A 26,767-nucleotide genomic window follows, 5' to 3' on the forward strand; every position below is an offset into this window, starting at 1 on the left:
TTATTTGTTTTCAAGGGATTTGGGATCAATCTGCAAGCCCGGGCTCATCGTAGTAGAGAGAAATATACTCTTCACGTAAGTACCTTTAGCCGTAGCCGGTTTCAATTTCATGATTACATTCATGAACTCGTTGGCATTGTCGACGATCTGTTCCGCAGAGAACGCGATCTTGCCGATCGAAGAGTGAACGATACCGAATTTGTCGACTTTGAAGTCGATCTTACCGGCTTTCACCTCTTTTACCGCCTTTCCGACTTCCATCGTAACGGTACCCGTCTTAGGGTTCGGCATCAGGCCACGGGGACCCAGAATACGTCCGAGCGCACCCACCTTCGCCATTACATTAGGAGTTGTGATGATCACGTCCACATCGGTCCAACCGCCTTTGATCTTCTCGACGTATTCGTCCAAACCTACGTAATCGGCGCCTGCCTCGGTCGCTTCGGTCTCCTTGTCGGGAGTACAAAGCACCAGCACGCGAACCGATTTCCCGGTTCCGTGGGGCAACGTAACGACACCTCTTACCATCTGGTTGGACTTACGGGGATCAACACCAAGTCGCACGTCCAAATCCACGGAAGCATCGAATTTCGTAAAGGTAATCTCCTTTAGAAGAGCTGCCGCCTCGCTGAGCTTGTACGCCTTATTCGGTTCAATCTTAGCAAGAACTAATTTTCTATTTTTGGTCAGCTTACTCATTTCAGTAATTTTTATCAATTACAAATTAGGAAATTCACCAACGACATCGATACCCATGCTACGTGCTGTACCGGCCACCATCCGCATCGCGGACTCAAGCGTAAAGCAATTCATATCCGGCATTTTATCCTGGGCGATCTCCTTGATCTGATCCCAGGTCACCTTGCCTACCTTTTTACGGTTCGGCTCGGCGGAACCCGACTGAAGCTTTGCGGCTTCCTTGAGCTGTACGGCTACCGGCGGCTGCTTAATGATAAAGTCGAACGACTTATCGCCATAAACGGTGATAATGACAGGAAGTACCTTGCCTGCCTTGTCCTGGGTCCTCGCATTGAACTGTTTACAGAAGTCCATGATGTTCACTCCTTTCGAACCCAGAGCGGGCCCTACCGGAGGCGAAGGATTGGCGGCACCACCTTTGATCTGCAGTTTAATTAACGCAGCAACCTCTTTTGCCATAATTTTCCTTGGTTAATTATTCTTTTTCTACTTGCATAAAGCTCAACTCCATAGGAGTCTTGCGCCCGAATATCTTCACGGAAACCGTGAGTTTCTTCCGCTCGTTGTCCACCGCCTCGATCGTACCCGAAAAGCTTGAGAATGGGCCATCGGTAACCTTGACGGTTTCTCCTTCGAAGAAAGGAACTTCGTTTTCCTCCTCGCTGACGCTCAGTTCGTCGACACGTCCTAAAATCCGGCTCACTTCCTGAGGGCGGAGAGGGGTTGCCACCATGGAAGAAGCCTTCGTGTCTCCGAGGAAGCCTAAGACGTTGGGAGTGTTGCGAAGCATAAACGGGATTTCGCCCACGAGAGCGGCCTCGACCAATACATAGCCCGGATAAGAGACCTTTTCCCGGCTGATCTTTTTACCGTTTTTGATCTGGTAAACTTTCTCAGTCGGAATCAGAACCTGGGAGATATAGTCTTCGAGGTGAGAATTCTGGACTTCCGTCTCGATGTATTCCTTCACCTTTTTTTCCTTACCTCCGATGGCACGGATCACGTACCACTGTTTTTGCTCTTTTTCGCTCATCTTTATCTTTTCTTTACAGAATTAATAAAGAATACTATATATGGCCTTCATGATGTTCTCGAATGCCAGGTCCATCGCAAGAATCACTACAGCGAATAACAGGGAAGCTGTCATAACAATTACCGCTGAATTGGAAAGCTGATTCCAGGACGGCCACGTCACCTTTTGAACAAGCTCGGCGTAGGCGTTTTTAACGTAATTAATAAATCTCATTGTCGTAACGTTTTTAGCACGAGTGGAGAGATTCGAACTCCCATCAACGGTTTTGGAGACCGCTATTCTACCCTTGAACTACACTCGTTTGTAAGGCGGCGCGCCGAACGCGCCGCCTTGAAAGTATTTCGAAATTACTTAATGATTTCGATGATCTGACCGGCACCTACGGTACGGCCGCCTTCGCGGATTGCGAAACGCAGACCTACGTTCAGGGCTACGGGGTAGATCAGGGTAACGGTGATCGTTACGTTATCGCCCGGCATAACCATTTCTACGCCTTCCGGAAGTTCCACTTCACCGGTTACGTCCAGCGTACGCAGGTAGAACTGCGGACGGTATTTGTGGTGGAACGGCGTGTGACGACCGCCTTCTTCCTTTTTCAGGATATAAACCTCGGCTTTGAACACCGTGTGCGGGGTGATCGAACCCGGTTTGGCAACGACCATACCGCGTTTTACGTCTTTCTTGTCGATACCGCGCATCAGCAGACCGACGTTGTCGCCGGCTTCGCCCTGATCCAGCAGCTTGCGGAACATTTCCACGCCCGTACAGGTCGAAGTCATCGACTTTTCGGCCAGACCGATGATTTCCACCGGATCGCCCACGTGGATCACACCGGTTTCAACGCGACCGGTCAGCACGGTACCGCGACCGGTGATCGAGAATACGTCCTCGACAGGCATCAGGAACGGTTTTTCGTTTTCACGCGGAGGAATCGGAATGTACGAGTCAACGGCATCCATCAATTCCATGATCTTGTCTTCCCATTTGGCTTCGCCGTTCAGACCGCCCAGCGCAGAACCGCGGATAATCGGGGTATTGTCGCCGTCGAATTCGTATTTGCTCAGCAAGTCGCGAACTTCCAGCTCAACGAGGTCGAGCATTTCGGGATCGTCCACCATGTCGCACTTGTTCAGGAATACGACGATTTTCGGCACGTTCACCTGGCGGGCCAACAGCACGTGTTCGTTGGTCTGGGGCATCGGACCGTCGGTAGCGGCAACCACGAGGATCGCGCCGTCCATCTGAGCGGCACCGGTAACCATGTTCTTCACATAGTCGGCGTGGCCCGGGCAGTCTACGTGAGCGTAGTGACGGTTGGCCGTCTGATACTCGACGTGCGACGTGTTGATGGTGATACCGCGTTCCTTTTCCTCGGGAGCGTTGTCGATCGAGTCGAACGAGCGCAGTTCGGAAAGGCCTTTTTTTGCAAGTACGGTGGTAATTGCAGCGGTCAAGGTAGTTTTACCATGGTCAACGTGTCCGATCGTACCGATGTTCACATGCGGTTTGGATCTGTCAAATTTTTCTTTTGCCATATCTGTAATCTATTTTAGGAATAATTGTTTTACTTCAATTAAAGTTTCCAACACTTTTTGCGAGCGGAAGACGAGATTCGAACCCGCGACCCTTAGCTTGGAAGGCTAATGCTCTACCGACTGAGCTACTTCCGCAAAATCATTTCGTCGATTCTCCGGCGCGAACCGGATTCACTGTGGGCGGAGATGGATTCGAACCACCGAAGTCGAAAGACAGCAGATTTACAGTCTGCCCCATTTGGCCACTCTGGTATCCGCCCAGAATTTTCTCGAAGAACTTTTCGAAACCCGAGTCTCGCTCGTTACACCCTAATAATATAGCGCCGCACCCACTATTGTCCGCCGCATCCGCACGCTCTGTCCGTCGCACCTTCCGGAGCCGATGGAGGGATTCGAACCCCCGACCAGCTGATTACAAATCAGCTGCTCTGGCCAACTGAGCTACATCGGCAGTTTGTCACATTTTAGGGTTGGCAAAAGTACGAATAATTTCTTAATGCACAAATATTACGCACCAAAAAATTAATCCGCCCCGGCAAATCGACGGTCAACTCAAGGCCTGCGTCAAATCCCAAAAACGCAAAATCGGTGTCAAAGGTACAACGGATTTTTGGAATAACGAAATTTTTTATACCAAATACGCTATTTTTAAGCTCAAAATCGTGTCGGTTCCGAATCCCGCCGCGACGGCGCCGGCCGCGAATTTTCATTTCGGTGTCCGCCCGGCCGCAAAACGGCAGTCGGTCGGCAGATCCGTTCCGGATCGGTAAACACGGACGGATAATAAATACCGGTATATTTTTTATCTTTGCTATGTTCACAATCCCATTTTCACCGTTCTAACCCGCCCGACATGAAAAAAACTTTCCTGCTTTTCGCCGCATCGCTTTCCTGCAGCTTACCTATTTTCTCCGCCCGTGCGCAGGTCGCCGACCTGCGGGGAGGCCCGCTGGGGGTCGAACGGGTCGCAGCGAAAGCCAATTACGCGATTTACGAATCCGCACGCAAATCCTCCGCCGACGAAAGTTGCTGGATACGGATCGACCTGGGACGGCCGTATCCGATCGATTCGGTCAAACTGTACCCCGTCGTATTCGACAGTTGGGACTACTATGCGCGCCCGGGATTTCCGGTACGATTCCGGATCGAAACGTCCGGCTCCGACGACGGCTCCGACAGGCCCGTAACGATCGCCGACCACACCGGCAGCGACTACGAAGCCGCCGCAGTCGACCAGATCGACGTCTTCCGCCCGGCGCACCCTGTTTCCGGCCGGTACGTCGAGCTGAGAGTCACCCGGCTACCCGAACGCGACAACGGATACTATTTCGAACTCTGGAAAATGGAGGTATGGTCGGGCGGCGCCGACGTTTCGGAAAACCGGCTGCTCACCGACTCCGACCGGGGTTTTCTGGGTAAACACCCCTTATTGAGACCGCAACGCCCGATGGGAGAAGTCGCCGTACTGAATTGTCCCGAAAACGTCACTCCGGCGGCAAGCTGGCGGCCGGTCGAACCGACGGCGCGGGTTCCGCGCAGCGGCGTCACCGTAAACGACGGACTGTTCCGCCGAACGCTCTATGCCAACGCCCATTACCTGCTTCAGTCGTTTTCCGTAGACGATATGTTGAAAGAGTTCCGCGAGCGGGCCGGAGTACCGGCGGACGGGGCATTGCGCGACCTGCATACCGAATGGGTCGACATTCTGCCCGGTTCGAAAGCGGGTCGCTTTCTGATGGGCGCGGGCAACCAACTGCGCTGGGTCGAAAACCGCGAACTGCGCGACCGGATGAACCGGATCGTCGACGGCATCGAAGCCTGCAAACAGTCGAACGGATACCTCATGGCTTATCCCGAACGCGATATCCTGCATTTCGAAAACGGAGCTTACTGCCGTTCGTGGGTGACTCAGGGACTGATCGAAGCGGGAATCGCAGGAAATCCGAAAGCCTATCCGTTGCTGCGCGGTTTTTACGACTGGTTCAACGCCTGCCCCTATCTGCCGGAACTGGTCCGCCGCGGCGGACAGGGACGCCAGGGAATCATCGCCAGCACCCGCCTTTATTTTACGCCGGTAGGAAAACCCGAAGACCTGCAAGTCGTGCAGCGTTACTACCAGGAAAATTTCTGGATGCAACAATTGATCGACAAGGATGTCGACGCGATCTGGAAATATCCGTACGACCGTCCGCATTGCTACCTGATCCTGTCGCTGGAATCGTTCCTCGACCTCTACATGGCGACCGGCGACCGGCAGTACCTCGATGCGGCCGTCGGAGGCTGGGAACTGTTCAACGAATATTACGAACATATCGGAGGCAGTATCAGTATCAGCGAACTGTCGCCCTACCCGCCCAAATCCTATCTGCTGCGCAGCGGAACGGGCGAGCTGTGCGGCAATTCGTTCTGGGCGTTCCTGAACCAGCGGTTCCACCTGCTCTACCCCGAAGAGGAAAAATACGTGGCCGAAATCGAAAAATCGATCTACAACGTAGCCATTGCCAACCAGACTGCCGACGGCAAAATCCGCTACCACGCCCGCCTGATAGATCGTAAAGAAGACGGCACGGACGTCAACACCTGCTGCGAAGGGCAGGGGACGCGGCTTTTCGGAGCGTTGCCCGAGTTCATCTACACGCAGGCGGACGACGGCGTATACGTCGACCTATTCGCCGCCTCTTCGTTCGCCTGGGAACAGGACGGGACACCGATGAAACTAACCATGCAAACCGAATTCCCGTACAGCCGGCCCGGAGCCGGGAGCACCCTGATAAATCCGAGATTAAACGAACGACTCGAATATCCGTATCCCACCGACATCCAGATCGAAGTTTCGGCACGCAAAAAAACGCCGTGCAAAATCCGGCTTCGCATTCCATGGTGGTGTAACTGCAACGCAGTCATCTTGGTAAACGGCGAACGGGTAGCCTGGGGAAAACCGGGATCATACGTAACGCTCGACCGGAAATGGTCGGACAAGGACAAGATACAATTTTCGTTACCGATGGCTTTCCGCCTCACCCTGTACAAAGGAAGCGAACCCGATTTCAAAGGCAAAAATGCTTACGCCATCGAATACGGCCCGCTGCTGATGGCCGTTGTCGGAGATTCGGTGCAAAACGGGCGTGTTACGCTACCATTCCCGCCTGAAAAACTATTTGAAAAATTCAAACCGTCGCAAGACGCTCCGCTTCATTTTACCATCGAAGACAGCGGCTTGAGGCTGATTCCCTATTTTGAAATTTCGGACGAATCGTTCACCTGTTATCCTTTTTTGGAAGATTGCCAGATAGAAGGACGGGGCCCGAGAATCGAATCTATCGGACAAATCCTGCCGAGACTGCTCAAGGATTGAGCAACAACAAAACGGCGGCCGGATCTCCTGCCGCCGTTTTAGCACTTTATTATATCTTAATCATTTCGCAGGAGGAACCAGCGGCAGCGCGAGCCAGGCCAGGTTGATGCCGCGGCCCATGTGTCCGTAATTTTCTCCGGTCGCGCCGTCGTAGAGCATCGCCAGCCGGTCGCCCACCCGGATCACCGACGGCATCCCGATAGCGCCTTTCACCTCTTTGGAATTCTGGCAGTCGATCACGATCGCCTTGTCCTGCGGATCCCACCGATTCAGGTCTTTGGTCCAATACACCCAAACGGCGTCCGTGTATTCGCCCCGGTCGGGGTGTATCCCGATGTGGTTCGTAAACAGGAACCAGGTACCGTTATCGGGTTCGTAATAGAGCGAGGTGTTCTCGCACTGCTCGGCGGGCGGGAAAATCGGCTGCGGATCGACCGTCCACGCGCTCCCCAGGTCGCGGGTACGGGCGATGCCGACCGTACGGCCCAGTTTACCTTCCTTGTCAAAAGCCGCGGCTCCGAAAAACATCTTGTACTCGCCGTCCTGCTCCACCACATCGCCCGGACTGGCCGTATCGCTGTAATAAGTGCCGGCCTCGTTGGTGAAAGGAATGATGTCGTAACGTTTGCGCCAAGGGCCGGCCGGATGATCGGCCTCGGCCGTCAGGGTCACATAAGGAGTGGCCGGGATGCAGTCGGGAGCGGGGGTACAAAATTGGGTGCCCACGTAGAACATATGCCATTTCGCGCCGTCGTTCACCAACCAGGGCGACGAAGCCGATTTGGAATCGGGGCGTCCCGCTTCGCCGAGGGTCAATTGCAATCCGTGCTTCTCCCAATGGCGCAGGTCGCGGCTGGTAGCCAGGCACGACAGCCACCCATCTTTGCCGGCGCCGTCGTAATGAAGGTAGTAGACTCCCTCGTGCTCGACCACTACGGCTTCGCGTGCGCCGTAGGTATCGCAACTGTCGGGCCCCGTCCCGCAAGGCATCACCATCCCTTCGTCATCGATCGTCATCCGCAGAACGGCCTGCGAACGCCCGTCCACGTAGCTCTCGGGCGCCCGATATTCCTTCTGGGCGGAAACGCCCACAACCCAGACCAACATACAGCCTGTCAAAAATCTTTTCATTTTCCGAATTTTAAAAAGCGGGCCGTACGCCCTTCATTGGGAATACGACCCGCACATTCCTAAATTATTCCGAGCGATCGCTATTCGATCTCGACCAGTTGGCTGTCGACGGCGACGGTATCGCCTTCGGCCACGAGCACCTGCTTCACGGTTCCGGCGTAATCCGACGTGATGCTGTTCTCCATCTTCATCGCTTCGAGGATCACCACATCCTGCCCTTTTGTCACTTTATCGCCCGGTTTCACCAGCACGCTGAGGATACGTCCCGGCATCGGCGACGTAACCACGTTTCCGGTAATCGCAACGGCCGGCTTGGCTTCGGCCTTCGCTTCCGGAGCCGGCGCGGCGGCGGGCGCAGCAGCGGCCGTCTGGGCGGCTTTCGCGGCTTCGGCGGCGTGAGCGGCGGCATAACGCGCTTTCTTCACGCCCGTCAGGTAATTCTTGGCGACCAGCGGGAAGAGCTCAAGCAACAGCACCTCTTTTTCATTCTCGGCCAACTTGACTCCGCCGGCGTCTTCGAGCACCGGATTCGGTTGCATCTGATATTTCGACGTGTCGTACGGGGTTTCCTCGCGCACCCCGGCGATCTTCAGGCGGAATTCGGGATCGACCGGAACCGGCGTTTCGCCGTACTCGCCCTTGACCAGGTTCACGAACTGGTTCGACACGTTCGAATACATCGGCTTACCGTTTTTAACGTCCAGCGCGCAATTGACGGCCTGGGCGCCCACGATCTGGCTGGTCGGCGTCACCAAAGGCGGCAGACCGGCGTCCAGACGCACGCGCGGGATCAACTGCATCGCGCTCTCGAGGATCGATTCGGACTTGAGCTGCTTGAGCTGGGCCACCATGTTCGTATACATACCGCCCGGAATCTCGGCCTTCTGCACCAGTTCGTTCGGTTTCGGGAAGTTGAAATACTTTTCGATCGCATGACAGGCGTCGAGCAGTTCGGCCTCGTTTCCGTTTTTGGCTGCGGCAATCGCCCGGTCGAACTCCTTGTCGATGTTCTCAGGCAGCTTGTCGGTCAGCGGGTTGAACGCATTCGGGAAAATCTTCACCGCATCCACCGCATCGAGTTCCTTGCGGATCGTATAGAGTTCCTTGTTGATCTTGGCGACGGCCTCCATGTTGATATCGAGCTCCACGCCCATTTTCTTGCAGAAGATGTAGATCAGTTCGATCGCCGGAGCCGCCGGTCCGCCGGCGAAGTTCCAGATATTCGTATCGACGACGTCGACGCCGGCCTCGATCGCAGCCACGACGGAAGCCAGCCCGTAACCGGGCGTACAGTGCGTATGGAAGTCGATCGGAATCGACAGGTTTTTCTTGAACAGCTTGATCAGATCCGAAACGCGTTTGGGCGGGATCAGTCCGCTCATGTCCTTGATCGTGATCATATCGGCGCCCAGAGCGGCCATCTGCTGCGCCTTGTTCAAGAAATACTCGTCGGTGAAAACCGCTTTCGGAAGTTTCTTCCCTTTCAGCGCGGCCTTGATACGTTCCATCGTCGAGAAATGCGGGTCGATCGTGTAGCACACGGCGCAGTCGGCGATACCGCCGTACTTCTTGATATACTTGATCGTAGACTTCACGTTGTTCACGTCGTTCAACGCGTCGAAAATACGCATGATGCCCAGTCCCGACTCGATCGCATTGCGGCTGAATCCCTCGATGATCTCATCGGTATACGGAGCGTATCCGAACAAGTTGCGTCCGCGGGACAGCGCGGTCAGTTTCGAAACGTCGCCCACGACGGCCTTGATCTTTTCGAGGCGGTCCCACGGGTTTTCGTTCAGGTAGCGCATTACGGAGTCGGGCACGGCGCCGCCCCACACCTCCATGGCGTAAAAATTAGCGTCTTTATAGAAAGGCAGGACGCGGTCGATCTGCTCCTGCTTCATCCGGGTGGCAAAAGCGGATTGCTGTCCGTCCCGGAGGGTCAAATCCCTTATCAAAAGTTTTTGAGCCATAGTTGTTTTGATTAGTGCGATGATTTATAAAGTTAGTTTCCCACTGAGCTGGACGGCAATCGTTTACCGCCCCTCTGTTATAATATTAACAAAGATACGAAGTTTTTGCGATAAAACATAAAAAAATCGTTTTTTTATCTTACCCGGAGATTAATTTGGCAAATCCCCGGTTAATGATTACTTTTAGCGGTCGATTACGCGCTGACAAAATACGTTCAGAATCATAAAATCAGGAGGCTATGGAAAGAAATTACAAATTGCCGAAAGAGGGAGGGCTGGAGCCGGGGGCAGATCCTGCCGACATCATCCGAAAATTCGAAAAAATCTACACGAACATTTACGAGAACGAAGCGAGCGGAGCCATGTACGTGGCTCGGGAGATCGCCGGCTGCATCCGCGAGAAACAGTCGGCCGGAGAGATGTGCGTACTGGGCATGACGACCGGGAAATCGCCGGTGGGCCTGTTCCGCGCGCTGGTCGAACTGCATAAAAAAGAGGGGCTCAGTTTTCACAACGTAGTCATATTCAGCCTCGACGAATTCTTCCCGATCTCGCCGAAGGAGTTGCAGAGCCGCAATTACTCGATGCACGAGAGTCTGCTTGATCACATCGACATCAAACCCGAGAACATCCATATCCCGGACGGGACGCTGCCGCAGGACAAAGTCGAAACGTTCTGCCGCGACTACGAAGCGCTGATCGAGCAGTACGACGGCATCGACCTGATGGTGCTCGGTACCGGCGTACAGGGGCAGATCGGGTTCAACGAACCGGGCACCTACACCAATACGCGGACGCGGCTGGTCGCCCTCGGCAACGAAAGCCGCAAGGCCGCCGCATCGATCTTCTACGGCATCAACTACGTACCGCACAAGGCGATCACGATGGGACTGCGAACGATCCTCGACGCCAAACGCATCATCCTGATCGCGTGGGGCGAAGAAAAAGCGTACGTCGTCAAGGAGCTGGTCGAAGGCGAACGCCAACTGTTGGTTCCGGCCACCTGCCTGCAGGAGCACCAGAACATGGAAGTCGTGGTCGACGAAGGCGCCGCCTCGCAACTGACCCGTATCCGCACGCCGTGGCTGGTCGGACGCTGCCTGTGGCCGAAACGTTTTATCCGCACGGCCGTGCTGTGGCTGTGCGAGCAGGTCGACAAACCGATCCTGAAACTGACCTATCAGGACTATGTGGATAACCGTCTCGGCCAGTTGCTCGAAATCTCCGGCATGGCCTACGACGAGATCAATATCCAGGTATTCAACGACCTGCAACACACGATCACCGGATGGCCCGGCGGCAAGCCGAACGCCGACGATTCGACGCGTCCCGAACGCGCGCAGCCGTTCCCCAAACGCGTGCTGATTTTCAGCCCGCATCCGGACGACGACGTGATCTCGATGGGCGGCACGTTCCGCCGGCTGATCACCCAGGGACACGACGTCCACGTAGCTTACGAAACGTCCGGCAACATCGCCGTGCACGACGACGTGGTGCTGCAAACGATCGACACCGCCCGCGAATGCGGTTTCGAAGACAAATACGACGAAGTGAAAGCGATCATCGCCGGTAAGCGCAAAGGCGAACCCGAACCGTTGGAACTCCGCAAGCTGAAAGGCTCGATCCGCCGCGCCGAAGCGAAGGCGGCCTGCCGGCACATGGGGCTGAACGACCGGACAAATGTCCACTTCCTGAACCTGCCGTTCTACGAAACGGGAGGCGTCAAAAAGGGACTGCTGACCGAGAACGACATTTCGCGCGTCGTAAAATTATTGCAGGAACTCAAGCCCGACCAAATCTATGCCGCCGGCGACCTGTCCGACCCGCACGGAACGCACCGCACCTGCATCGAAGCGGTCATCGAGGCGATGTACCAGATACAGAACGAACCCTGGGTGAAAGATTGCCGGTTCTGGCTCTACCGGGGCGCATGGCAGGAGTGGGATCTGGACATGGTCGACATGGCCGTGCCGCTCAGCCCGGACGAGGTGGTGCAGAAACGCCACGCCATCTACCGCCACCTGTCGCAGAAGGACGTGATGCCGTTCCCCGGCGAAGACAAGCGCGAATTTTGGCAGCGCGCCGAAGAACGTACGCAGAATACCGCCCGGATGTACGACAAGCTGGGAATGGCCGAATATCAAGCGATCGAAGTATTTGTCAGACTGGACCTTTTCAAACTATAAAAAACACAAATCCTTTAATTTATTGAAACCATGAAAAAAATCCTAATCCTGATGAGTTGCGCGGCCCTGCTGTTCTGCGGTTGCAAAGACGACGAAGACAACCAGGCTAAAGTAAGCCGCGAATACCAGACCCGTATCGGTCTCGGACAGGATGGTTATCTCGGAAGTGAAACGAACAATCTGAATCAGCTAAATACGCTGCTCGAAGAAGGTATCGCAAATATCAATAAACAATTCGGAGTCAAATTCACGATCAACGCAACGGGCGACACCGAGGAAGAAGCTTACGCACAGTGCGATGCACAGGCCAAGCAGAAATACGAGGAGCAAAGCGCGTCGATTAAGGCCGCTCTGGTCGCTCTACAAACTTCATTCAACACGAAAAAAGCAGAATTATTGCCTTCGTTTACCGAAGACGAGAAAAATAAGTATTACATCAACGACGTCGCGTACGGGATGGCGTTTTATCAAAAAAGCATCGCGATCGCTCCCGGATACGAAGACATCTACATCGTGGAAGACACTGCCAACCAAGTGACTTTCAAGGCGGGAAAGGGCGACGTCCAATAACGTTATTTACAGAATGTCCGGGTTGAGACCCCGTTTATGGCCGGTTACGGCTGCCCATAGTGGTCCAGAACGTTCACAACCGAGAACAAATAAAATATTTTTAATTATGAGAGTCATCATCGAACCCAACGGCGGACAGGTATCGGCCTGGGGAGCCGCCTACATTGCCAAACGCATCAACGAACACAACAAAAAGGAGAAACGGCCTTTCGTACTGGGTCTTCCGACGGGTTCCACCCCGTTGGGCACCTATAAAAAGTTGATCGAATACTGCAAAGCGGGCAAAGTTTCGTTCGCCAACGTCGTAACGTTCAACATGGACGAGTACGTAGGCATTCCGAAAGACCATCCGGAAAGCTACCATTCGTTCATGTGGAACAACTTCTTCAGCCACATCGACATCAAACCCGAAAACGTCAACATCCTGAACGGCAATGCGCCCGACCTATGCAAGGAGTGCGCCGACTACGAAGCCCGTATCCGGGCCGCAGGCGGCATCGATTTGTTCATGGGCGGCATCGGCCCCGACGGACACCTCGCGTTCAACGAACCTTTTTCGTCGCTGAACTCGCGGACGCGCGTCAAATCGCTGACCAAGGATACGATCATCGCGAACTCGCGCTTTTTCGGCGGCAACGTCGACTTGGTTCCCAAAACGGCGTTGACCGTGGGCGTGGGCACCGTGATGGACGCCCGCGAGGTGATGATCCTGACGATGGGACACAACAAAGCGCGCGCGCTGGCCGCCGGCATCGAAGGCAGTTACAGCCACCAGTGGACGATCAGCGCGTTGCAAGTACATCCCAAAGGAATCATCGTCTGCGACGAGGACGCGACCGACGAACTGAAAGTAGGTACTTACAAATACTTCAAAGACATCGAGTCGGCGAACCTCGATCCGGCGAAACTGTTCGCATAGGTTCCCCGTTTTACGGCATATTCTCGAAAAGCCCTCGGAAACGGGGGCTTTTTTATTATATTTGCGCAAATTAACCGCACTAACACACAGACATGGCAGACGAAAAAATCATATTCTCGATGGTCGGAGTCAGCAAGACTTTCACGAACCAGAAAAAAGTGCTGAACGGCATCTACCTGTCGTTTTTCTACGGGGCTAAAATCGGGATCATCGGGCTGAACGGCTCCGGGAAATCGACGCTGATGAAGATCATCGCCGGGCTGGACAAGAATTTCCAGGGCGAAGTGGTCTTCTCTCCGGGCTATACGGTCGGCTACCTCGAACAGGAACCGCAGTTGGACGATACGAAAACCGTCCGCGAAGTGGTCGAGGAAGGGTGCGCCGACGTGGTCGCGCTGCTGAAAGAGTACGAAGAGGTCAATGCGAAGTTCATGGAGCCGATGGACGACGACCAGATGGCGAAGCTGATCGAACGGCAGGGCGAGCTGACCGAACTGATCGACCACAAGAACGGCTGGGAACTGGACGCCACGCTCGAACGCGCGATGGACGCGTTGCGGTGTCCGGACGCCGACCAATCCGTCAAACACCTGTCGGGCGGCGAACGCCGCCGCGTGGCGCTGTGCCGGCTGCTGTTGCAGCAACCGGACGTACTGCTGCTCGACGAGCCGACGAACCACCTCGACGCCGAGAGCATCGACTGGCTCGAACAGCACCTGCAACAGTACAAGGGAACGGTCATCGCCGTTACGCACGACCGCTATTTCCTCGACAACGTGGCCGGCTGGATCCTCGAACTCGACCGCGGCGAAGGCATTCCCTGGAAAGGCAATTACAGCAGTTGGCTCGAACAGAAATCGAACCGTCTCGCGCAGGAAGAGAAGCAGGAGAGCAAACGGCGCAAAACGCTGGAGCGCGAGCTGGAATGGGTTCGCATGGCCCCGTCCGCCCGCCACGCGAAGAGCAAAGCCCGTCTGTCGGCCTACGACAAGATGCTGAACGAAGATACGAAACAAAAGGAGGAAAAACTCGAAATCTACATCCCGAACGGCCCGCGCCTCGGCGACGTGGTGATCGAAGCGCAGGACGTGTCGATGGGCTACGGCGACCGGCTGCTGTACGAACATTTGAGCTTCTCGTTGCCGCCCGCCGGAATCGTCGGCGTGATCGGCCCGAACGGGGTCGGCAAGACCACGCTGTTCCGGCTGATTATGGGGATCGAAAAGCCGCTGCACGGCTCGTTCCGCGTCGGCGAGACGGTCAAGCTGGCCTACGTCGACCAGCAACACGCGTCGATCGACCCGGAAAAGACGGTTTACCAGGTCATCTCGCAGGACAGCGAGCTGATCCAGCTCGGTGGCCGCAGCGTCAACGCCCGCGCCTACGTATCGCGCTTCAACTTCAGCGGCGCCGACCAGGAGAAAAAGTGCGGCGTGCTGTCGGGCGGCGAACGCAACCGGCTGCACCTGGCCCTCGCGCTGAAGGAGGAGGGCAACGTGCTGCTGCTCGACGAGCCGACCAACGACATCGACGTGAACACGCTGCGCGCCCTCGAAGAAGGGTTGAATAACTTTGCAGGATGCGCCGTAGTGATCTCGCACGACCGCTGGTTCCTCGACCGCATCGCCACGCACATCCTCGCGTTCGAAGGCGACTCGCAGGTCGTGTTTTTCGAAGGCGGTTACAGCGAATACGAAGAGAACAAGCGCAAACGCCTCGGCGACGACACCCCGCACCGGGTGAAATACCGCAAACTGGTCGCCGACTAAACACCGACAGCGTATGAAAACCTCACTCGGACACCTACCGCAGCGCAAAGCGGAGGAACTCGAAATCCTCACAAAGTACATCCGCAGGGCCGTACCGGCCCAAATGGTTATCTTGTTCGGCAGCTATGCGCGCGGCAACTGGGTCGAACTCGACGAACGGTTCGACTACGGGGTTCATACGACTTTCCAAAGCGACTACGATATCCTGGTGCTAGTCGAGCACGGAGTGGAACCTTACGGGGCCGCACGGAAGTTGGATCGTGTAGAAGATGTTTTCGCAAGAAACACCCGTTCGGATACCCCGGTCAGTTTTATACTGGAACATATCCAAACTTTTAATAAATATCTCGCAGAAGGTCGGTATTTCTGGACGGACATCGCCGAAGAGGGGATCATGCTGTACGACAACGGGAAGTTTACGCTCGATACGCCGTGCGAACTGAATGCACAAGAGTTTAAAGGACAGGTACAGGAATATTTTGAGGAATGGAACGGTCGCGGAGAAACATTCTATAAATACGCTGCCCTAGCGCACTCCAACAAAGATCATAAATTTTCCATTTTCAATTTCCATCAAGCATGTGAATCTTTCCTCCACACGATCAGACTGATCCACACCCTTAAAAAACCGAGGATACACGACCTCGAAAAACTGGTAAAATCCTGTAAAGTGCATACGCCGGAAATCCTTGCATTTTTTCCGACCGACACAGAAGAGAGCAAACGCTTGTTCAAAATATTGAACGACGCCTATATCGCCGCACGCTACGATCCGAAATACACGATCGCCCCGGCGGACATCGACCGCATCCGGCCGCACGTCGAACTGCTGCGCCAGATCACCCGCAACGCTTACGATAAAAAGATCGCCGAACTGGACGCTTTGATCGACAGTTCGCCAACGAAATAAAATTTTAGAAAACACACCGTCATGGCACAAAAACCATCCATTCCGAAGGGCACACGCGATTTCGGCCCGGACGAGATGATTAAACGCACCTACATTTTCGACACGATAAAAAGCGTCTTCCGCACCTACGGATTCCTGCCGCTCGAAACGCCGGCGATGGAAAACCTCTCGACGCTGCTCGGAAAATACGGCGACGAGGGCGACAAGCTGCTCTTTAAAATCCTGAATTCGGGGGACTTCCTGAGCGGAGTCGCACCCGAAACGTTGCAGGATGCCGACGCCAACCGCAACGCGCTGTCGGTGAAAATGTGCGAAAAAGGATTGCGTTACGACCTCACCGTACCGTTCGCCCGCTACGTCGTACAACACCAGAACGAAATCTCGTTCCCGTTCCGGCGCTACCAGATCCAGCCGGTATGGCGCGCCGACCGGCCGCAGAAGGGACGCTACCGCGAGTTTTTCCAGTGCGACGTCGATATCATCGGCAGCCGCAGCCTGCTCAACGAAGTCGAGCTGATCGAAATCGTGGCGGCCGTGTTCAAAAAACTCGGCATCCGGATCGCGCTGAAGATGAACAACCGCAAGATCCTGTACGGCATCGCCGAGACCATCGGTCACGCCGACAAGATGACCGACATCACCGTGGCGATCGACAAACTCGAAAAGATAGGAATCGAAGCGGTCAACGAAGAGCTGCTTTCGAAAGGTATCTCCGAGCAGGCCGTGGCCGCGCTGCAACCGATCCTGTCGCTCAACGGTACGAACCGCGAGAAGCTGCGACAGTTGCGCGCGGTGATCGGCGGCAGCGAAACAGGAATCGCCGGCATCGACGAGATGGAAACGATCTTCGGATACGTCGAAGCGCTTGGCACGGAATTGGATATCGAACTGGACCTGTCGCTGGCGCGCGGGCTGAACTACTACACCGGCGCGATCTTCGAAGTAAAGGCGAAGGATTTCGCGATCGGCAGTATCTGCGGCGGCGGACGCTACGACGACCTGACCGGAATTTTCGGTATGCCGGGCATGTCGGGAGTAGGCATCTCGTTCGGAGCCGACCGGATCTACGACGTGATGTGCGGACTCTGCCTCTACCCCGAAGAAGCGGGCGTCACCACGCGGGTTTTGTTTCTGAATTTCGGGGAAACCGAACAACCGGCCGCCTTGCGCGCGATGAAACAACTGCGGGCCGCAGGCATCCCATGCGAAATGTACCCCGACGCCGCGAAGATGAAAAAGCAGATGGAATACGCCAACCGGCGCGCGATCCCGCTGGTGGTGATCATCGGCAGCGACGAACTGGCCGCCGGAAACGCCACCGTCAAAAACATGGCGACCGGCGAACAGCAGGCCGTTCCGCTGGCGGAACTGGCCGCGCGCCTGCAATAATGCGCCGGCGAGGCGCGTTATCACAAGGACATTAAAGATACTGCAATGATAAGAATGAAAATCCATATCCTGCTGGCGACGCTGCTGTTCGCGGCGCCGGCGCTTGTTTCGGCCCAGAACGACGCGAAAGACGATCCGGCCGGCAACTTGCAGAAATTCCAGCAGTTCTACCGTTACCTGAACGGCGCCTACGTCGATACGGTACACAACAATGAGCTGGTCGAAAGCGCGATCCGCGAAGTGCTGCTGCAACTCGACCCGCATTCGACTTACGTATCTCCCGAGGAGATGGTCGAAGTCAAGGAGAGCTTCGACGGCAGTTTCAGCGGCATCGGCATCGAATTCAACGTACTGCGCGATACGATCATCGTGGTCAACGTCATTTCGGGCGGTCCCGCCGAACAGGTGGGCCTGCTCCCCAACGACCGGATCGTCGCGGTGGACGGCAAAAGCTCGGTCGGCGTCAAACAGATCGACGTGCCGAAACTGCTGCGCGGGCCGAAAGGCAGCCGGGTAGAGACGCGGATCGTCCGCCACGGCGGCGGCGAACCGCTCGACTTCACGATCGTGCGCGACAACATTCCGATCAATACGGTGGACGCCGCCTACAAGGTCGATCCGAAGACCGGTTACATTCGGATCAACCGTTTCGCGAACAATACTTACAAGGAGTTCACGGACGCCGTGCAGAAACTGGGGCCGATGGACGCCCTGATCCTCGACCTGCGCAGCAACGGCGGCGGGCTGATGGGCGGAGCCGTACAACTGAGCAACTTTTTCCTACCCGAAGGTTCGGTGATCGTATCGACCGAAGGGATGCGCGTGCCGCCCGACCGAATCGTCGCGAAAGAAGACGGCCCGTTCACGAAAGGGAAGGTGATCGTGCTGATCAACGAGACTTCGGCTTCGGCCAGCGAGATCGTATCCGGAGCGATTCAGGACTGGGACCGCGGCCTGCTGATCGGCCGGCGCACGTTCGGCAAGGGACTCGTCCAACGGCAGTTCCCGTTACAGGACGGCTCGGCGGTGCGGCTGACCGTAGCGCGCTACCACACGCCGACCGGACGCATGATCCAGCGCCCGTATGAAAACGGCAATTTGGACGCCTATTATGAAGATTTCAACAAACGGTTCGAACCGGGAGCTTCCGATTCGGTCGGCGGCGACACCACGCAGCGGTTCAAAACCCTGCGTAGCGGCCGCACCGTCTACGGCGGCGGCGGAATCACGCCCGACATCGTCGTACCGCTCGATACGTCGGACTATACGAAATACTGGGGCAGCCTGGTGCGTCAGGGCGTCATCAACGAATTCGTCATCGAATACCTGGACGAGAACCGTCCGGCGCTGTCGTCGCGTTACGCGGCTCCCGAAAAGTTCGTCAGCGACTTCACCGTCTCCGACGACGTGCTCGACGCCCTGACGGCCAAGGCCACGAAAAAGGGGATCGCCTTCGACGCCGCAGAGTTCGAACGTTCGAAAAAAGCGCTGAAAACCCAACTGAAAGCGTTGATCGCGCAAAAAATGTGGGGAGTCAACGAATACTACCTCGTCGTCAACGGCGAGGACGACCCGGTCTTCGCCAAAGCGCTCGAAGTGCTGCGCGACTGGGAGCGTTACGGTTCCGGCATCGCCTACTGATCCGACACGAAACGATCCATCCGCTCCGCCGGCCGCAAATCGGTTTTTGCAGCCGGCGGAGCCGTATACGCTTATTTTGCCCCGAATATTTGCTTATATCTCTTTTTCTTTTTAATTTTAACAACCTATAACTGCTAACAAAAACGAAAGGCATGAATCATTTTGACTACAAAAAGGAAAGCGAAAGCGACGGAGCGGAAGAGATCTACTCAAAAATAGTCAGGGCCGGACGGCGCACCTATTTCTTCGACGTGAAGGCGACGCGGAACGACGATTATTACGTGACAGTCACCGAAAGCCGGAAAAAAACCGAAAAGGACGGAAAATTCTCGTTCGAAAAACACAAGATCCACCTTTACAAGGAGGACTTCTGCAAATTCGCGGAAGGACTCGACGAAGTGGTCGGGTACATCCGGGAGCACAAGCCGGAGTGTTTCAATCCGGACGGCTCGGCGATCAGCAGCATCCCCGCGTCGCTGGACGACGAATTCGACAAACTGTAACGCACGACAACGAAAACAAAGGCGTCCGAAAAAGATCCGGACGCTTTTTTCATTCCGTATGAGAAAAAACGTATTGTTGGGCTTCAGCGGCGGCATCGACAGCACGGCGGCGGCGCGGTACCTCGCCGAACAGGGCCATGCCGTCACGCTGCTTACGCTGGATACCGTCGGGGAAGAGGGTCTCGAAACGCGCATCCGGCAGGCGGCCGGACGGCTGAACCTTCCGTTCCGGATCGAAAATGTCCGCGAAGTTTTCCGCGAAGAGATCGTCCGCTATTTTACCGGCAGCTACCTGCGCGGCGAAACGCCCGCGCCCTGCACTCGCTGCAATCCCCGGGTCAAATGGAAAACGCTGTACGACATCGCCCGGCGCGAACATTACGACCATATCGCCACCGGACACTACTTCCGTGTTCGCTACGAAAACGGAAAATACTTCGTGCGCACGGCCGCCGACCCGGCCAAAGATCAGTCCTATTACCTGTGGGGCTTGTCGCAGGAATACCTGCGGATAGCCCTGACGCCGATGGGCGAACGAATCAAAAAAGCGGTGACCGCATCGCTCCCGTCCGCCCTCCGGTCGCGGGAGAGCATGGGCGTCTGTTTCCTGCAAGGACTCTCCTACCCCGAATTCCTGAAAACGCAGGTTCCCGGAATCGTTCCCGGCGAAATCGTCGATGCACGGGGAAAGACGATCGGACGCCACGACGGCTGCGCGTTCTACACGATCGGACAAAAACGCGGACTGCGCACCGACTCCGGCGAACCGGTCGTCGTCACCGGGATCGACGCCGCGCGGAACCGGGTGACCGCAGGATGCGACGCCGACCTTTTTTACCGCCGGTTGACCGTCCGGGAGTTCTGCGCCGCCGATCCGCAGCGGTTGACCGACTCGCAAACCGTACGGGTCAAAATACGGGGCGTGGGCCGCAACCCGGAGGGTTACGCGCGCGTCCGAATCGACGGGCAGTCGTTGCTCGTCGAACTCCGCGAACCGGCCTGGGCCCCGGCCAAAGGACAGCCCGTCGTTTTCTACGACGGCGATCTGGTCGTCGGAGGAGGCATCCTCGCCGACTGCCGGCGGTAAAATGCTCCGTAAAAACATAAACCCGATCGTTCCGGTCACTTTTTACGCGCTGCGAAGCCCCGGTCTGAAAAATTTTTGGTAAACTTGCACCGTTAAACCCGCACCGCGCGCGGTGCGCCACGTTCACGGCATGAATATTCTGAAAAAAACCTACAACTGGGTGCTCGGCTGGGCCGACAGCCGCTGGGGAGCGGCCGCACTGTTCGTCCTCGCATTCGCCGAATCCAGCTTTTTTCCGATTCCTCCCGACGTCCTGCTGATCGCCCTGGGACTCGGATGCGCCGCCAAAGCGTTCCGCTACGCGCTGATCTGCACAATCGGTTCGGTACTCGGCGCCATGGCCGGATACGCCATCGGACACTACCTGTGGCAGACCCCGGGCGGGGAATTCACCGCCATCGCCGATTTCTTTTTCCGGATCATTCCCGGATTCACCCACACGGAATACGACAAAATCTGCGCGATGTACAACCAGTACAACTTCTGGGTCGTATTCACCGCCGGATTCTCGCCGATCCCCTACAAACTGATCACGATCACCGCCGGAGTGTTCAAGATCGACTTTCCGGTCTTCCTCGTCGCATCGGTCGTCAGCCGGGGCCTGCGTTTTTTCTTAATTAGCTGGTTGATATGGAAATACGGGGAGCCGATCAAACGTTTTATCGACAAATATTTCAACTGGCTGGCGCTGGTATTCACCGTTCTGCTGATCGGCGGATTCTTCGCCATCAAACACGCTTTCTGACATGAAACTGTACGGACTGATCGGGTATCCGCTCGGACACTCGTTTTCACAACGCTATTTTACCGATAAATTCGCCGCCGCAGGAATCGCCGACTGCGCCTACCGGAATTTTCCGATCGAAACGATCGAAGGCGTCGAAACCGTATTGCAAACGCCCGGCCTGCGCGGATTCAATGTCACGATCCCGTATAAACAAGCGATCGTCCCGTATCTGTCCGGCCTGAGCGACGAAGCACGGGCGATCGGCGCGGTGAACTGCGTAAAGATTACGCCCGAAGGCCTGACCGGTTACAATACCGACGCTTACGGATTCCGCCGTTCGCTGCTGAATCTGCTGGGCAACGTCCGCCCCGAAAAGGCGCTCGTACTCGGCACGGGCGGCGCTTCGAAAGCCGTGAAATACGTGCTCGAACAACTCGGCATCGCTTTCGACGCGGTATCGCGCGACGGAAAAAACGGAGCGTACACCTACGGCGACCTCTCCGAAGAGATCGTACGCGCTCACCGGCTGATCGTCAATGCCACGCCGCTGGGCACTTTCCCGAACGCGGAAGGCTGTCCCGTCCTGCCGTACGAAGCCCTCGGCGCCGGGCATTTCCTGTTCGACCTGGTATACAACCCGGCAGTCACCGAATTTCTGAAGCGCGGCGCGGCGCAGGGGGCTGCAACCCGCAACGGTTACGACATGCTGGTCGGGCAGGCCGAAAAAGCATGGGAGATCTGGAACGAATAATTGTCCGCACGATACAAAAACGAAAGAGGCTGTCGCTCAGTGCGACAGCCTCTTTCGTTTTTTACTACCGATAAATTCCTTCCTTTTATAAAATCAATCCTTTGACGCGGAATTTCCGTCTCCGGACTAAACCACATCGATCCCCTTCTCTTTCAACAAATCGAGTCCGATATCCTTCAGGCGGTATTTCTGGATCTTGCCGCTCGCCGTCATCGGATAACCTTCGACGAAAAAGATGTATTTCGGAATCTTATACCGGGCGATCTGCCCGCGGCAGTAGAGTTTAACCTCCTCTTCGGTAAGCGTACAGCCTTCCTTGATCTTTATAAAAGCGCCCACCTGTTCCCCGTATTTCGGACTCGGGATACCGGCCACTTCGATCGCCTCGATCTGCGGCATCTTGTACAGGAAATTCTCGATCTCGCGCGGATAGATGTTCTCGCCGCCGCGGATAATCATCTCCTTGATCCGCCCGGTGATCCGGAAATAGCCGTTTTCATCCATTACGCCGAGGTCGCCCGAATGCAGGAAACCGTTCTCGTCGATGATCGCAGCGGTAGCTTCCGGATTCTTGTAATACCCTTTCATGATGTTGTACCCCTTGCAGCACATCTCGCCGGGAGTCCCCGGAGGACATTCCTCGTTGGTTTGCGGATCGAGCACCTTCACCTCGACGTTCGGAAAAGCCCGCCCGACGGTCGTCGCGCGAATCTCCATCGAATCGGTCGTCGCCGAAGCCGTCATACCGGGCGAGGTTTCGGTCAGGCCGTATACGCTGATGATCTCCTTGCAGTACATTTTGTCCATCACCTGCTTCATCGTCTCGATCGGGCAGGGCGCGCCGGCCATGATCCCGGTACGCAGCGAACTCAGGTCGAACATATCGAACATCGGATGGTGCAGCTCGGCGATGAACATCGTCGGCACGCCGTGCAGCGCCGTACAGCGTTCGCGGTGCACCGACGCCAGCACTTTCAGCGGATCGAAATCCTCGACCATCACCATCGTCGAACCGTGCGTAATCACCGAACAGACCCCCAGCACGCAGCCGAAACAATGGAACAGCGGCACGCAAATCAGCAGTCGGTCGGCCGCAGTAAAATGCATCCGGTCGCCGATCGTCAGCCCGTTGTTCAAGATATTGTGACTGGTCAGCATCACCCCTTTCGGGAATCCGGTCGTCCCGGACGTATACTGCATATTGATCTCGTCGTGACAGTCCACCCGCGACTTGGCCCGTTCGAGCTCGTCGTCGCCGACCAGCGTCCCGAGCTTCATCAGTTCGGAAGTATTGTACATGCCGCGCAATTTCTCCTGTCCGATGTAAACCACGTTCCTCAACTCCGGAAACTTCTCGCTGCGCAGCTTTCCGCGCTGCGTGGTCTTCAGTTCCGGAACCAGGTCGTACAGGATCTGCACATAGTCGCTGTCGCGGTAGCCGTTCACCATACACATCGTATGGATATCGGCGTTTTTCATGATGTATTCGAGTTCGGCGTTCTTGTAGTTCGTATTGACGGTCACCAGTACGGCCCCGATCTTGGCGGTCGCAAACATGAACGTCATCCAGTCGGGCACGTTTTTCGCCCATACGCCGACTTTGCTGCCCTTGGTCACCCCGATCGACAGCAACCCTTTTGCAAAAATATTGACCCGTTCGTCGAACTCCTTGTAAGTAAACCGCAACCCGCGGTCCGGATAAATCATGAACTCATGATCCGGATCTTCCGCTACGTATTTCTCAAGAATGCCCCCGACGGTATAGTCGATCAATTCTTGTTTTTCCATTTTCTACGAAATCCAACCTTTTAAAAAGGCGTGTAAACCACCGCCAGGATTTTGGCTTTTTCACCGGGCGCCTGCACTGAAATATTGTGAGGAACGATCGAATCGAAATAGATGCTTTCCCCTTGGTTCACAACGTATTTATCACTACCGTAACGCACTTCGACGCTCCCGTCCAACACGTAAATGAACTCCTCGCCTTCGTGGTGCGACAAAGCTGACATCTCGTCGGGATCGGTATATTCCACGTTAATGATAAAGGGTTCCATGTTGCGGTCGGTCTTGTTTTCGGCCAGCGAACGGTATTTGAGGTGCTCGATATCAGAGCCGTTTCCCTTGGACAGGTGTACCGACAACTGAGGCGTCTGCTGTTCCCGGTGAGTCAACGTAGGCTCAGGGCATTCCATTCCGTCGAGAAAAGTGCCCAGACGAATGCCCAACGTCCGCGACAGTTTGATCAGCGTCGCCAGCGACGGCAGCATCTTACCGGTCTCAATCTGTTCAATTTGAGATTGTTGAACCCCAGATTGAACCGCTAAATCTTCCACGGAAAACTGATTGTCTTCGCGAAGTCGTTTCAGCTTATAACCAATATTCTCTGTCATAATTTGAAAAATTTCGTTTTGTTGTGATTCGAAGTAACCCCGAATTCCCGAAATCCGCAAATAATTATTTCCGGAAATTACGAAACCCAAAACAAACGCGCCCGATTCAGGAGCGACAAAACGTCTTCGATGGGATATTTTTTAAGATAAACCATGCATCTGTAAGTCATATTTGTCCCAAGTTTTTTCGATTCGTAAATAATGCTCGAAATCTTCCATTCATTGAAGATTAATCTTTAGAATACTTATTTACAGATTAACAGAACACAAAATGCAATGTTTTACCTATGTTGTACCTATCAAAAAAAACAAACACTCGACTTATTATAAGTCAAGCGTTTGAAAATTATTCCTGTGGTCCCCGTGGGGCTCGAACCCACGACCCCAACATTAAGAGTGTCGTGCTCTACCAACTGAGCTAGAGAACCATCTTGTAAAATCGTTTGCAAAGATAAGCAGAAAAATCTTTTTATGCAACACTCTGGCGATAAAACCTTATCCTATTTCTCCGGGAGAGGAATCGTGAAGCGGTTTCGACAGGAAGGCGCAGCGGACTCCCAAACGGCGGGACGGGGCGTTGCTGTCCGTATGCTTCGATGATTGCGGTTGCGGATTCTTCGTCGCCGGACAAGGTAAATAAGACGGGGCCGGGATTGCAATCCCGGCCCCGGTCTTTATCTTCGGCTCCGTTTATTCGTATTCGCCGCTCTTTAGCATACTGACTTCCCGCGGGCTCAGGAACCGCCAGCCGCCGCGTTTGAGCCGTTTTTTGGTCAGGCCTGCGAAATAGACTCGATCGAGCTTTTGCACCGAATAGCCGAGCGATTCGAAAATACGCCGAACGATCCTGTTTTTGCCCGAATGGATTTCGATTCCGACCTCTTTCCGGTTTTCGCTGACATAGCTGACCTCGTCGGCGAAGATGGGCCCGTCTTCGAGGGTAATTCCCTCGGCGATTTTGGTCATGTCTTCTTCCGATAGAGGTTTGTCGAGCGTCACCTGGTAGATTTTCTGCTTGTTGTAGCTCGGATGCGTCAGTTTGCGGGTCAGGTCGCCGTCGTTGGTGAACAGCAGTACCCCGACGCTGTTTTTGTCGAGACGTCCGACCGGATACACCCGTTCGGTGCAGGCTCCTTTGATCAGATCCATCACCGTTTTGTCCGAATGCGGGTCTTCGACCGACGTTACGAAGCCTTTCGGCTTGTTCATCAGGATGTATACTTTCTTTTCCCCCTTGACGATTTCGCCGTTGAAGCGCACTTCGTCCTCCGGGTTCACTTTCGTTCCGAGTTCGGTGACGATCTTGCCGTTGACCGCCACAACGCCGGCCGTGATCAGGTCGTCCGCTTCGCGGCGCGAGCAGATGCCCGAATTGGCGATGAAACGGTTCAGGCGGATAGCGCCCTGCGGTTTGGGAGCGTCGTAGCGCGGATAATCTTCTTTCCGGTCTTTTTTGAATCGGGAGTCGTGGGTTCGCGCCCCACGGGAGCTGTCGCTTCTATCCCATTTTTTACCGAAACCGCCTTTGCGGTCGCCGTCTTTCTGGAAACGCGGACGCTCGCCGTACGGCTGCGATTCGTCGCGCCGTTGCGGTTTGTACGGACCCGAAGGCCGGTCGTCCTTGCGCCACGGCCGGTCTTCGCGTTCGGGCCGGTCGTTTTTACGGTAGCGGTCGTCTTTGTCGAACCGGTCGGGTCGGTCGTTGCGGTTGAACCGGTCATCCTTGTTGTAGCGGTTGCCGTCGCGCTGCGGTCGGTCTTCGCGTTCGAACCGGTCGTTTTTGCGGTAACGGTCGTCTTTGTCGAACCGGTCGCCGCGATTTTCGCGGTTGTAGCGGTCGTCCCGGTTGGCTCCGTATTTCGGTTTCCCGTAGGGACGGTCGTCCCGATCGCGGGAGCCGCTTTTCAGCCGGTTGTCTTTCGTGAAATTGGGGTTGAACGAGCGGCGCTGTTCGTCGCCGCGGCGGTCGTACGGATTGTCCGACGATGCCCCGTGCGGCTTGGTCGGACGGCTGATGCGCGGGCGTTTGTCTTTCGAGAACGACGACAGCGCGTCTTCCCGGTGCGAAGAACTTCTCGAATCTTCCCGATTGAAGGAGTCCCCGGAACGGTCGCGGCGGGGCGAATCCCCGTAAGCGCCTTTCCTGTTTTTCGGATCGAATGGTTTCATGCAATGAAATAATAAAAAGTAATACGTATA

At 55.4% G+C, this 26,767-nt stretch carries 23 protein-coding genes and 5 tRNA genes; 12 read left to right on the forward strand and 16 right to left on the reverse strand.

Translation table 11 applies throughout. The annotated features are described in order from the left end of the window. The 10 genes from rplA to PGR91_RS00850 all read right to left on the reverse strand — a co-directional run bounded on the left by rplA (window position 1) and on the right by PGR91_RS00850 (window position 4,088). Window positions 1-699 carry a 50S ribosomal protein L1 gene (gene rplA, locus PGR91_RS00805; RefSeq protein WP_118458244.1) on the reverse strand — a complete coding sequence of 233 codons (699 nt, stop codon included), beginning with the start codon at window positions 697-699 and terminating at the stop codon, window positions 1-3. An 18-nt stretch (window positions 700-717) separates the two neighbouring features. Further along, complete coding sequence (gene rplK, locus PGR91_RS00810) at window positions 718-1,158, reverse strand: 50S ribosomal protein L11 (RefSeq protein WP_055202390.1); 441 nt, start codon at window positions 1,156-1,158, stop codon at window positions 718-720. Between the two features lie 16 nt (window positions 1,159-1,174). Next, window positions 1,175-1,732, reverse strand: coding sequence for a transcription termination/antitermination protein NusG (gene nusG / locus PGR91_RS00815; RefSeq protein WP_101571532.1), 558 nt, complete (start codon window positions 1,730-1,732; stop codon window positions 1,175-1,177). A gap of 21 nt (window positions 1,733-1,753) precedes the next feature. Then, the gene (gene secE / locus PGR91_RS00820; RefSeq protein ID WP_055202394.1) at window positions 1,754-1,945 is read right to left on the reverse strand and encodes a preprotein translocase subunit SecE; all 192 of its coding nucleotides are present in this window, start codon (window positions 1,943-1,945) and stop codon (window positions 1,754-1,756) included. A gap of 17 nt (window positions 1,946-1,962) precedes the next feature. Next, window positions 1,963-2,033, reverse strand: a tRNA-Trp gene (locus tag PGR91_RS00825). 46 nt (window positions 2,034-2,079) lie between these two features. Continuing rightward, window positions 2,080-3,267 (reverse strand): elongation factor Tu, encoded by a 1,188-nt coding sequence (tuf, locus tag PGR91_RS00830; RefSeq protein WP_101571534.1) that lies wholly within the window; start codon window positions 3,265-3,267, stop codon window positions 2,080-2,082. 62 nt (window positions 3,268-3,329) lie between these two features. Then, window positions 3,330-3,402: transfer RNA gene (locus PGR91_RS00835), tRNA-Gly, on the reverse strand. Between the two features lie 42 nt (window positions 3,403-3,444). Further along, window positions 3,445-3,527: transfer RNA gene (locus PGR91_RS00840), tRNA-Tyr, on the reverse strand. Between the two features lie 117 nt (window positions 3,528-3,644). Next, a tRNA-Thr gene (locus PGR91_RS00845) sits at window positions 3,645-3,718 on the reverse strand. A gap of 13 nt (window positions 3,719-3,731) precedes the next feature. Then, a complete protein-coding gene (locus tag PGR91_RS00850) occupies window positions 3,732-4,088 on the reverse strand; it encodes a hypothetical protein (protein WP_145996512.1) in 357 nt (118 codons plus the stop codon). A 32-nt stretch (window positions 4,089-4,120) separates the two neighbouring features. On the opposite strand from PGR91_RS00850, the gene PGR91_RS00855 reads away from it, so the two are divergent. Continuing rightward, window positions 4,121-6,622, forward strand: coding sequence for a beta-L-arabinofuranosidase domain-containing protein (locus PGR91_RS00855; protein WP_118655350.1), 2,502 nt, complete (start codon window positions 4,121-4,123; stop codon window positions 6,620-6,622). A 60-nt stretch (window positions 6,623-6,682) separates the two neighbouring features. Here PGR91_RS00855 and PGR91_RS00860 read toward each other — a convergent pair whose 3' ends face one another. Both PGR91_RS00860 and PGR91_RS00865 read right to left on the reverse strand, forming a co-directional pair. Beyond that, on the reverse strand, window positions 6,683-7,753 hold the full coding sequence (locus PGR91_RS00860; protein ID WP_118655352.1) for a hypothetical protein: 1,071 nt from the start codon (window positions 7,751-7,753) through the stop codon (window positions 6,683-6,685). 80 nt (window positions 7,754-7,833) lie between these two features. After that, entirely contained in the window at window positions 7,834-9,726 is a 1,893-nt protein-coding gene (locus tag PGR91_RS00865) for a biotin/lipoyl-containing protein (protein ID WP_055202402.1), read from the reverse strand. A 239-nt stretch (window positions 9,727-9,965) separates the two neighbouring features. Between PGR91_RS00865 and PGR91_RS00870 the strand changes: the two genes are divergently transcribed. The 11 genes from PGR91_RS00870 to PGR91_RS00920 all read left to right on the forward strand — a co-directional run bounded on the left by PGR91_RS00870 (window position 9,966) and on the right by PGR91_RS00920 (window position 22,178). Beyond that, a complete protein-coding gene (locus PGR91_RS00870) occupies window positions 9,966-11,912 on the forward strand; it encodes a PIG-L family deacetylase (protein ID WP_101571542.1) in 1,947 nt (648 codons plus the stop codon). A 30-nt stretch (window positions 11,913-11,942) separates the two neighbouring features. Beyond that, window positions 11,943-12,482 (forward strand): hypothetical protein, encoded by a 540-nt coding sequence (locus tag PGR91_RS00875; protein WP_118655354.1) that lies wholly within the window; start codon window positions 11,943-11,945, stop codon window positions 12,480-12,482. 106 nt (window positions 12,483-12,588) lie between these two features. Beyond that, on the forward strand, window positions 12,589-13,401 hold the full coding sequence (nagB, locus tag PGR91_RS00880; protein ID WP_118655356.1) for a glucosamine-6-phosphate deaminase: 813 nt from the start codon (window positions 12,589-12,591) through the stop codon (window positions 13,399-13,401). Window positions 13,402-13,493: 92 nt separating this feature from the next. Beyond that, window positions 13,494-15,170, forward strand: a complete 1,677-nt coding sequence (gene ettA / locus PGR91_RS00885) for an energy-dependent translational throttle protein EttA (RefSeq protein WP_055202410.1) — start codon at window positions 13,494-13,496, stop codon at window positions 15,168-15,170. A 13-nt stretch (window positions 15,171-15,183) separates the two neighbouring features. Then, the gene (locus PGR91_RS00890; RefSeq protein ID WP_055202411.1) at window positions 15,184-16,080 is read left to right on the forward strand and encodes a HEPN domain-containing protein; all 897 of its coding nucleotides are present in this window, start codon (window positions 15,184-15,186) and stop codon (window positions 16,078-16,080) included. A gap of 21 nt (window positions 16,081-16,101) precedes the next feature. Beyond that, the gene (hisS, locus tag PGR91_RS00895) at window positions 16,102-17,469 is read left to right on the forward strand and encodes a histidine--tRNA ligase (RefSeq protein WP_101571546.1); all 1,368 of its coding nucleotides are present in this window, start codon (window positions 16,102-16,104) and stop codon (window positions 17,467-17,469) included. Between the two features lie 45 nt (window positions 17,470-17,514). Further along, window positions 17,515-19,110 (forward strand): S41 family peptidase, encoded by a 1,596-nt coding sequence (locus PGR91_RS00900; RefSeq protein WP_259336690.1) that lies wholly within the window; start codon window positions 17,515-17,517, stop codon window positions 19,108-19,110. A gap of 152 nt (window positions 19,111-19,262) precedes the next feature. Further along, complete coding sequence (locus PGR91_RS00905) at window positions 19,263-19,613, forward strand: DUF3276 family protein (protein ID WP_055202417.1); 351 nt, start codon at window positions 19,263-19,265, stop codon at window positions 19,611-19,613. 58 nt (window positions 19,614-19,671) lie between these two features. Beyond that, window positions 19,672-20,700, forward strand: a complete 1,029-nt coding sequence (locus tag PGR91_RS00910; protein ID WP_118655360.1) for an MnmA/TRMU family protein — start codon at window positions 19,672-19,674, stop codon at window positions 20,698-20,700. A gap of 130 nt (window positions 20,701-20,830) precedes the next feature. Then, entirely contained in the window at window positions 20,831-21,445 is a 615-nt protein-coding gene (locus tag PGR91_RS00915) for a YqaA family protein (protein ID WP_055202421.1), read from the forward strand. A 1-nt stretch (window position 21,446) separates the two neighbouring features. Then, window positions 21,447-22,178, forward strand: coding sequence for a shikimate dehydrogenase family protein (locus tag PGR91_RS00920; protein WP_118655362.1), 732 nt, complete (start codon window positions 21,447-21,449; stop codon window positions 22,176-22,178). Window positions 22,179-22,304: 126 nt separating this feature from the next. Here PGR91_RS00920 and PGR91_RS00925 read toward each other — a convergent pair whose 3' ends face one another. From PGR91_RS00925 to PGR91_RS00940, 4 genes are all read right to left on the reverse strand, one after another. Beyond that, the gene (locus PGR91_RS00925) at window positions 22,305-23,966 is read right to left on the reverse strand and encodes an AMP-binding protein (protein ID WP_216645965.1); all 1,662 of its coding nucleotides are present in this window, start codon (window positions 23,964-23,966) and stop codon (window positions 22,305-22,307) included. Window positions 23,967-23,986: 20 nt separating this feature from the next. Continuing rightward, a complete protein-coding gene (locus PGR91_RS00930) occupies window positions 23,987-24,568 on the reverse strand; it encodes a helix-turn-helix domain-containing protein (RefSeq protein ID WP_055203493.1) in 582 nt (193 codons plus the stop codon). A gap of 355 nt (window positions 24,569-24,923) precedes the next feature. After that, window positions 24,924-24,996: transfer RNA gene (locus PGR91_RS00935), tRNA-Lys, on the reverse strand. Window positions 24,997-25,258: 262 nt separating this feature from the next. Then, the gene (locus PGR91_RS00940; protein WP_118655364.1) at window positions 25,259-26,737 is read right to left on the reverse strand and encodes a pseudouridine synthase; all 1,479 of its coding nucleotides are present in this window, start codon (window positions 26,735-26,737) and stop codon (window positions 25,259-25,261) included. Window positions 26,738-26,767 lie beyond the last annotated feature (30 nt).

Source organism: Candidatus Alistipes pullistercoris (assembly GCF_027665465.1).
Taxonomy (GTDB): Bacteria; Bacteroidota; Bacteroidia; order Bacteroidales; family Rikenellaceae; genus Alistipes_A; species Alistipes_A hominis.

What these genes read in the sequence shown, in the direction of transcription:
- PGR91_RS00940 (WP_118655364.1), bottom strand. Translation starts at nt 26,737, where the DNA reads ATGAAACCATTCGATCCGAAAAACAGGAAAGGCGCTTACGGGGATTCG.
- PGR91_RS00920 (WP_118655362.1), top strand. Translation starts at nt 21,447, where the DNA reads ATGAAACTGTACGGACTGATCGGGTATCCGCTCGGACACTCGTTTTCA.
- PGR91_RS00915 (WP_055202421.1), top strand. Translation starts at nt 20,831, where the DNA reads ATGAATATTCTGAAAAAAACCTACAACTGGGTGCTCGGCTGGGCCGAC.
- PGR91_RS00870 (WP_101571542.1), top strand. Translation starts at nt 9,966, where the DNA reads ATGGAAAGAAATTACAAATTGCCGAAAGAGGGAGGGCTGGAGCCGGGG.
- PGR91_RS00905 (WP_055202417.1), top strand. Translation starts at nt 19,263, where the DNA reads ATGAATCATTTTGACTACAAAAAGGAAAGCGAAAGCGACGGAGCGGAA.
- PGR91_RS00925 (WP_216645965.1), bottom strand. Translation starts at nt 23,966, where the DNA reads ATGGAAAAACAAGAATTGATCGACTATACCGTCGGGGGCATTCTTGAG.
- PGR91_RS00855 (WP_118655350.1), top strand. Translation starts at nt 4,121, where the DNA reads ATGAAAAAAACTTTCCTGCTTTTCGCCGCATCGCTTTCCTGCAGCTTA.
- tuf (WP_101571534.1), bottom strand. Translation starts at nt 3,267, where the DNA reads ATGGCAAAAGAAAAATTTGACAGATCCAAACCGCATGTGAACATCGGT.
- PGR91_RS00930 (WP_055203493.1), bottom strand. Translation starts at nt 24,568, where the DNA reads ATGACAGAGAATATTGGTTATAAGCTGAAACGACTTCGCGAAGACAAT.
- PGR91_RS00860 (WP_118655352.1), bottom strand. Translation starts at nt 7,753, where the DNA reads ATGAAAAGATTTTTGACAGGCTGTATGTTGGTCTGGGTTGTGGGCGTT.
- PGR91_RS00865 (WP_055202402.1), bottom strand. Translation starts at nt 9,726, where the DNA reads ATGGCTCAAAAACTTTTGATAAGGGATTTGACCCTCCGGGACGGACAG.
- PGR91_RS00910 (WP_118655360.1), top strand. Translation starts at nt 19,672, where the DNA reads ATGAGAAAAAACGTATTGTTGGGCTTCAGCGGCGGCATCGACAGCACG.
- rplA (WP_118458244.1), bottom strand. Translation starts at nt 699, where the DNA reads ATGAGTAAGCTGACCAAAAATAGAAAATTAGTTCTTGCTAAGATTGAA.
- secE (WP_055202394.1), bottom strand. Translation starts at nt 1,945, where the DNA reads ATGAGATTTATTAATTACGTTAAAAACGCCTACGCCGAGCTTGTTCAA.
- PGR91_RS00900 (WP_259336690.1), top strand. Translation starts at nt 17,515, where the DNA reads ATGATAAGAATGAAAATCCATATCCTGCTGGCGACGCTGCTGTTCGCG.
- ettA (WP_055202410.1), top strand. Translation starts at nt 13,494, where the DNA reads ATGGCAGACGAAAAAATCATATTCTCGATGGTCGGAGTCAGCAAGACT.
- PGR91_RS00875 (WP_118655354.1), top strand. Translation starts at nt 11,943, where the DNA reads ATGAAAAAAATCCTAATCCTGATGAGTTGCGCGGCCCTGCTGTTCTGC.
- nagB (WP_118655356.1), top strand. Translation starts at nt 12,589, where the DNA reads ATGAGAGTCATCATCGAACCCAACGGCGGACAGGTATCGGCCTGGGGA.
- nusG (WP_101571532.1), bottom strand. Translation starts at nt 1,732, where the DNA reads ATGAGCGAAAAAGAGCAAAAACAGTGGTACGTGATCCGTGCCATCGGA.
- PGR91_RS00890 (WP_055202411.1), top strand. Translation starts at nt 15,184, where the DNA reads ATGAAAACCTCACTCGGACACCTACCGCAGCGCAAAGCGGAGGAACTC.
- hisS (WP_101571546.1), top strand. Translation starts at nt 16,102, where the DNA reads ATGGCACAAAAACCATCCATTCCGAAGGGCACACGCGATTTCGGCCCG.
- rplK (WP_055202390.1), bottom strand. Translation starts at nt 1,158, where the DNA reads ATGGCAAAAGAGGTTGCTGCGTTAATTAAACTGCAGATCAAAGGTGGT.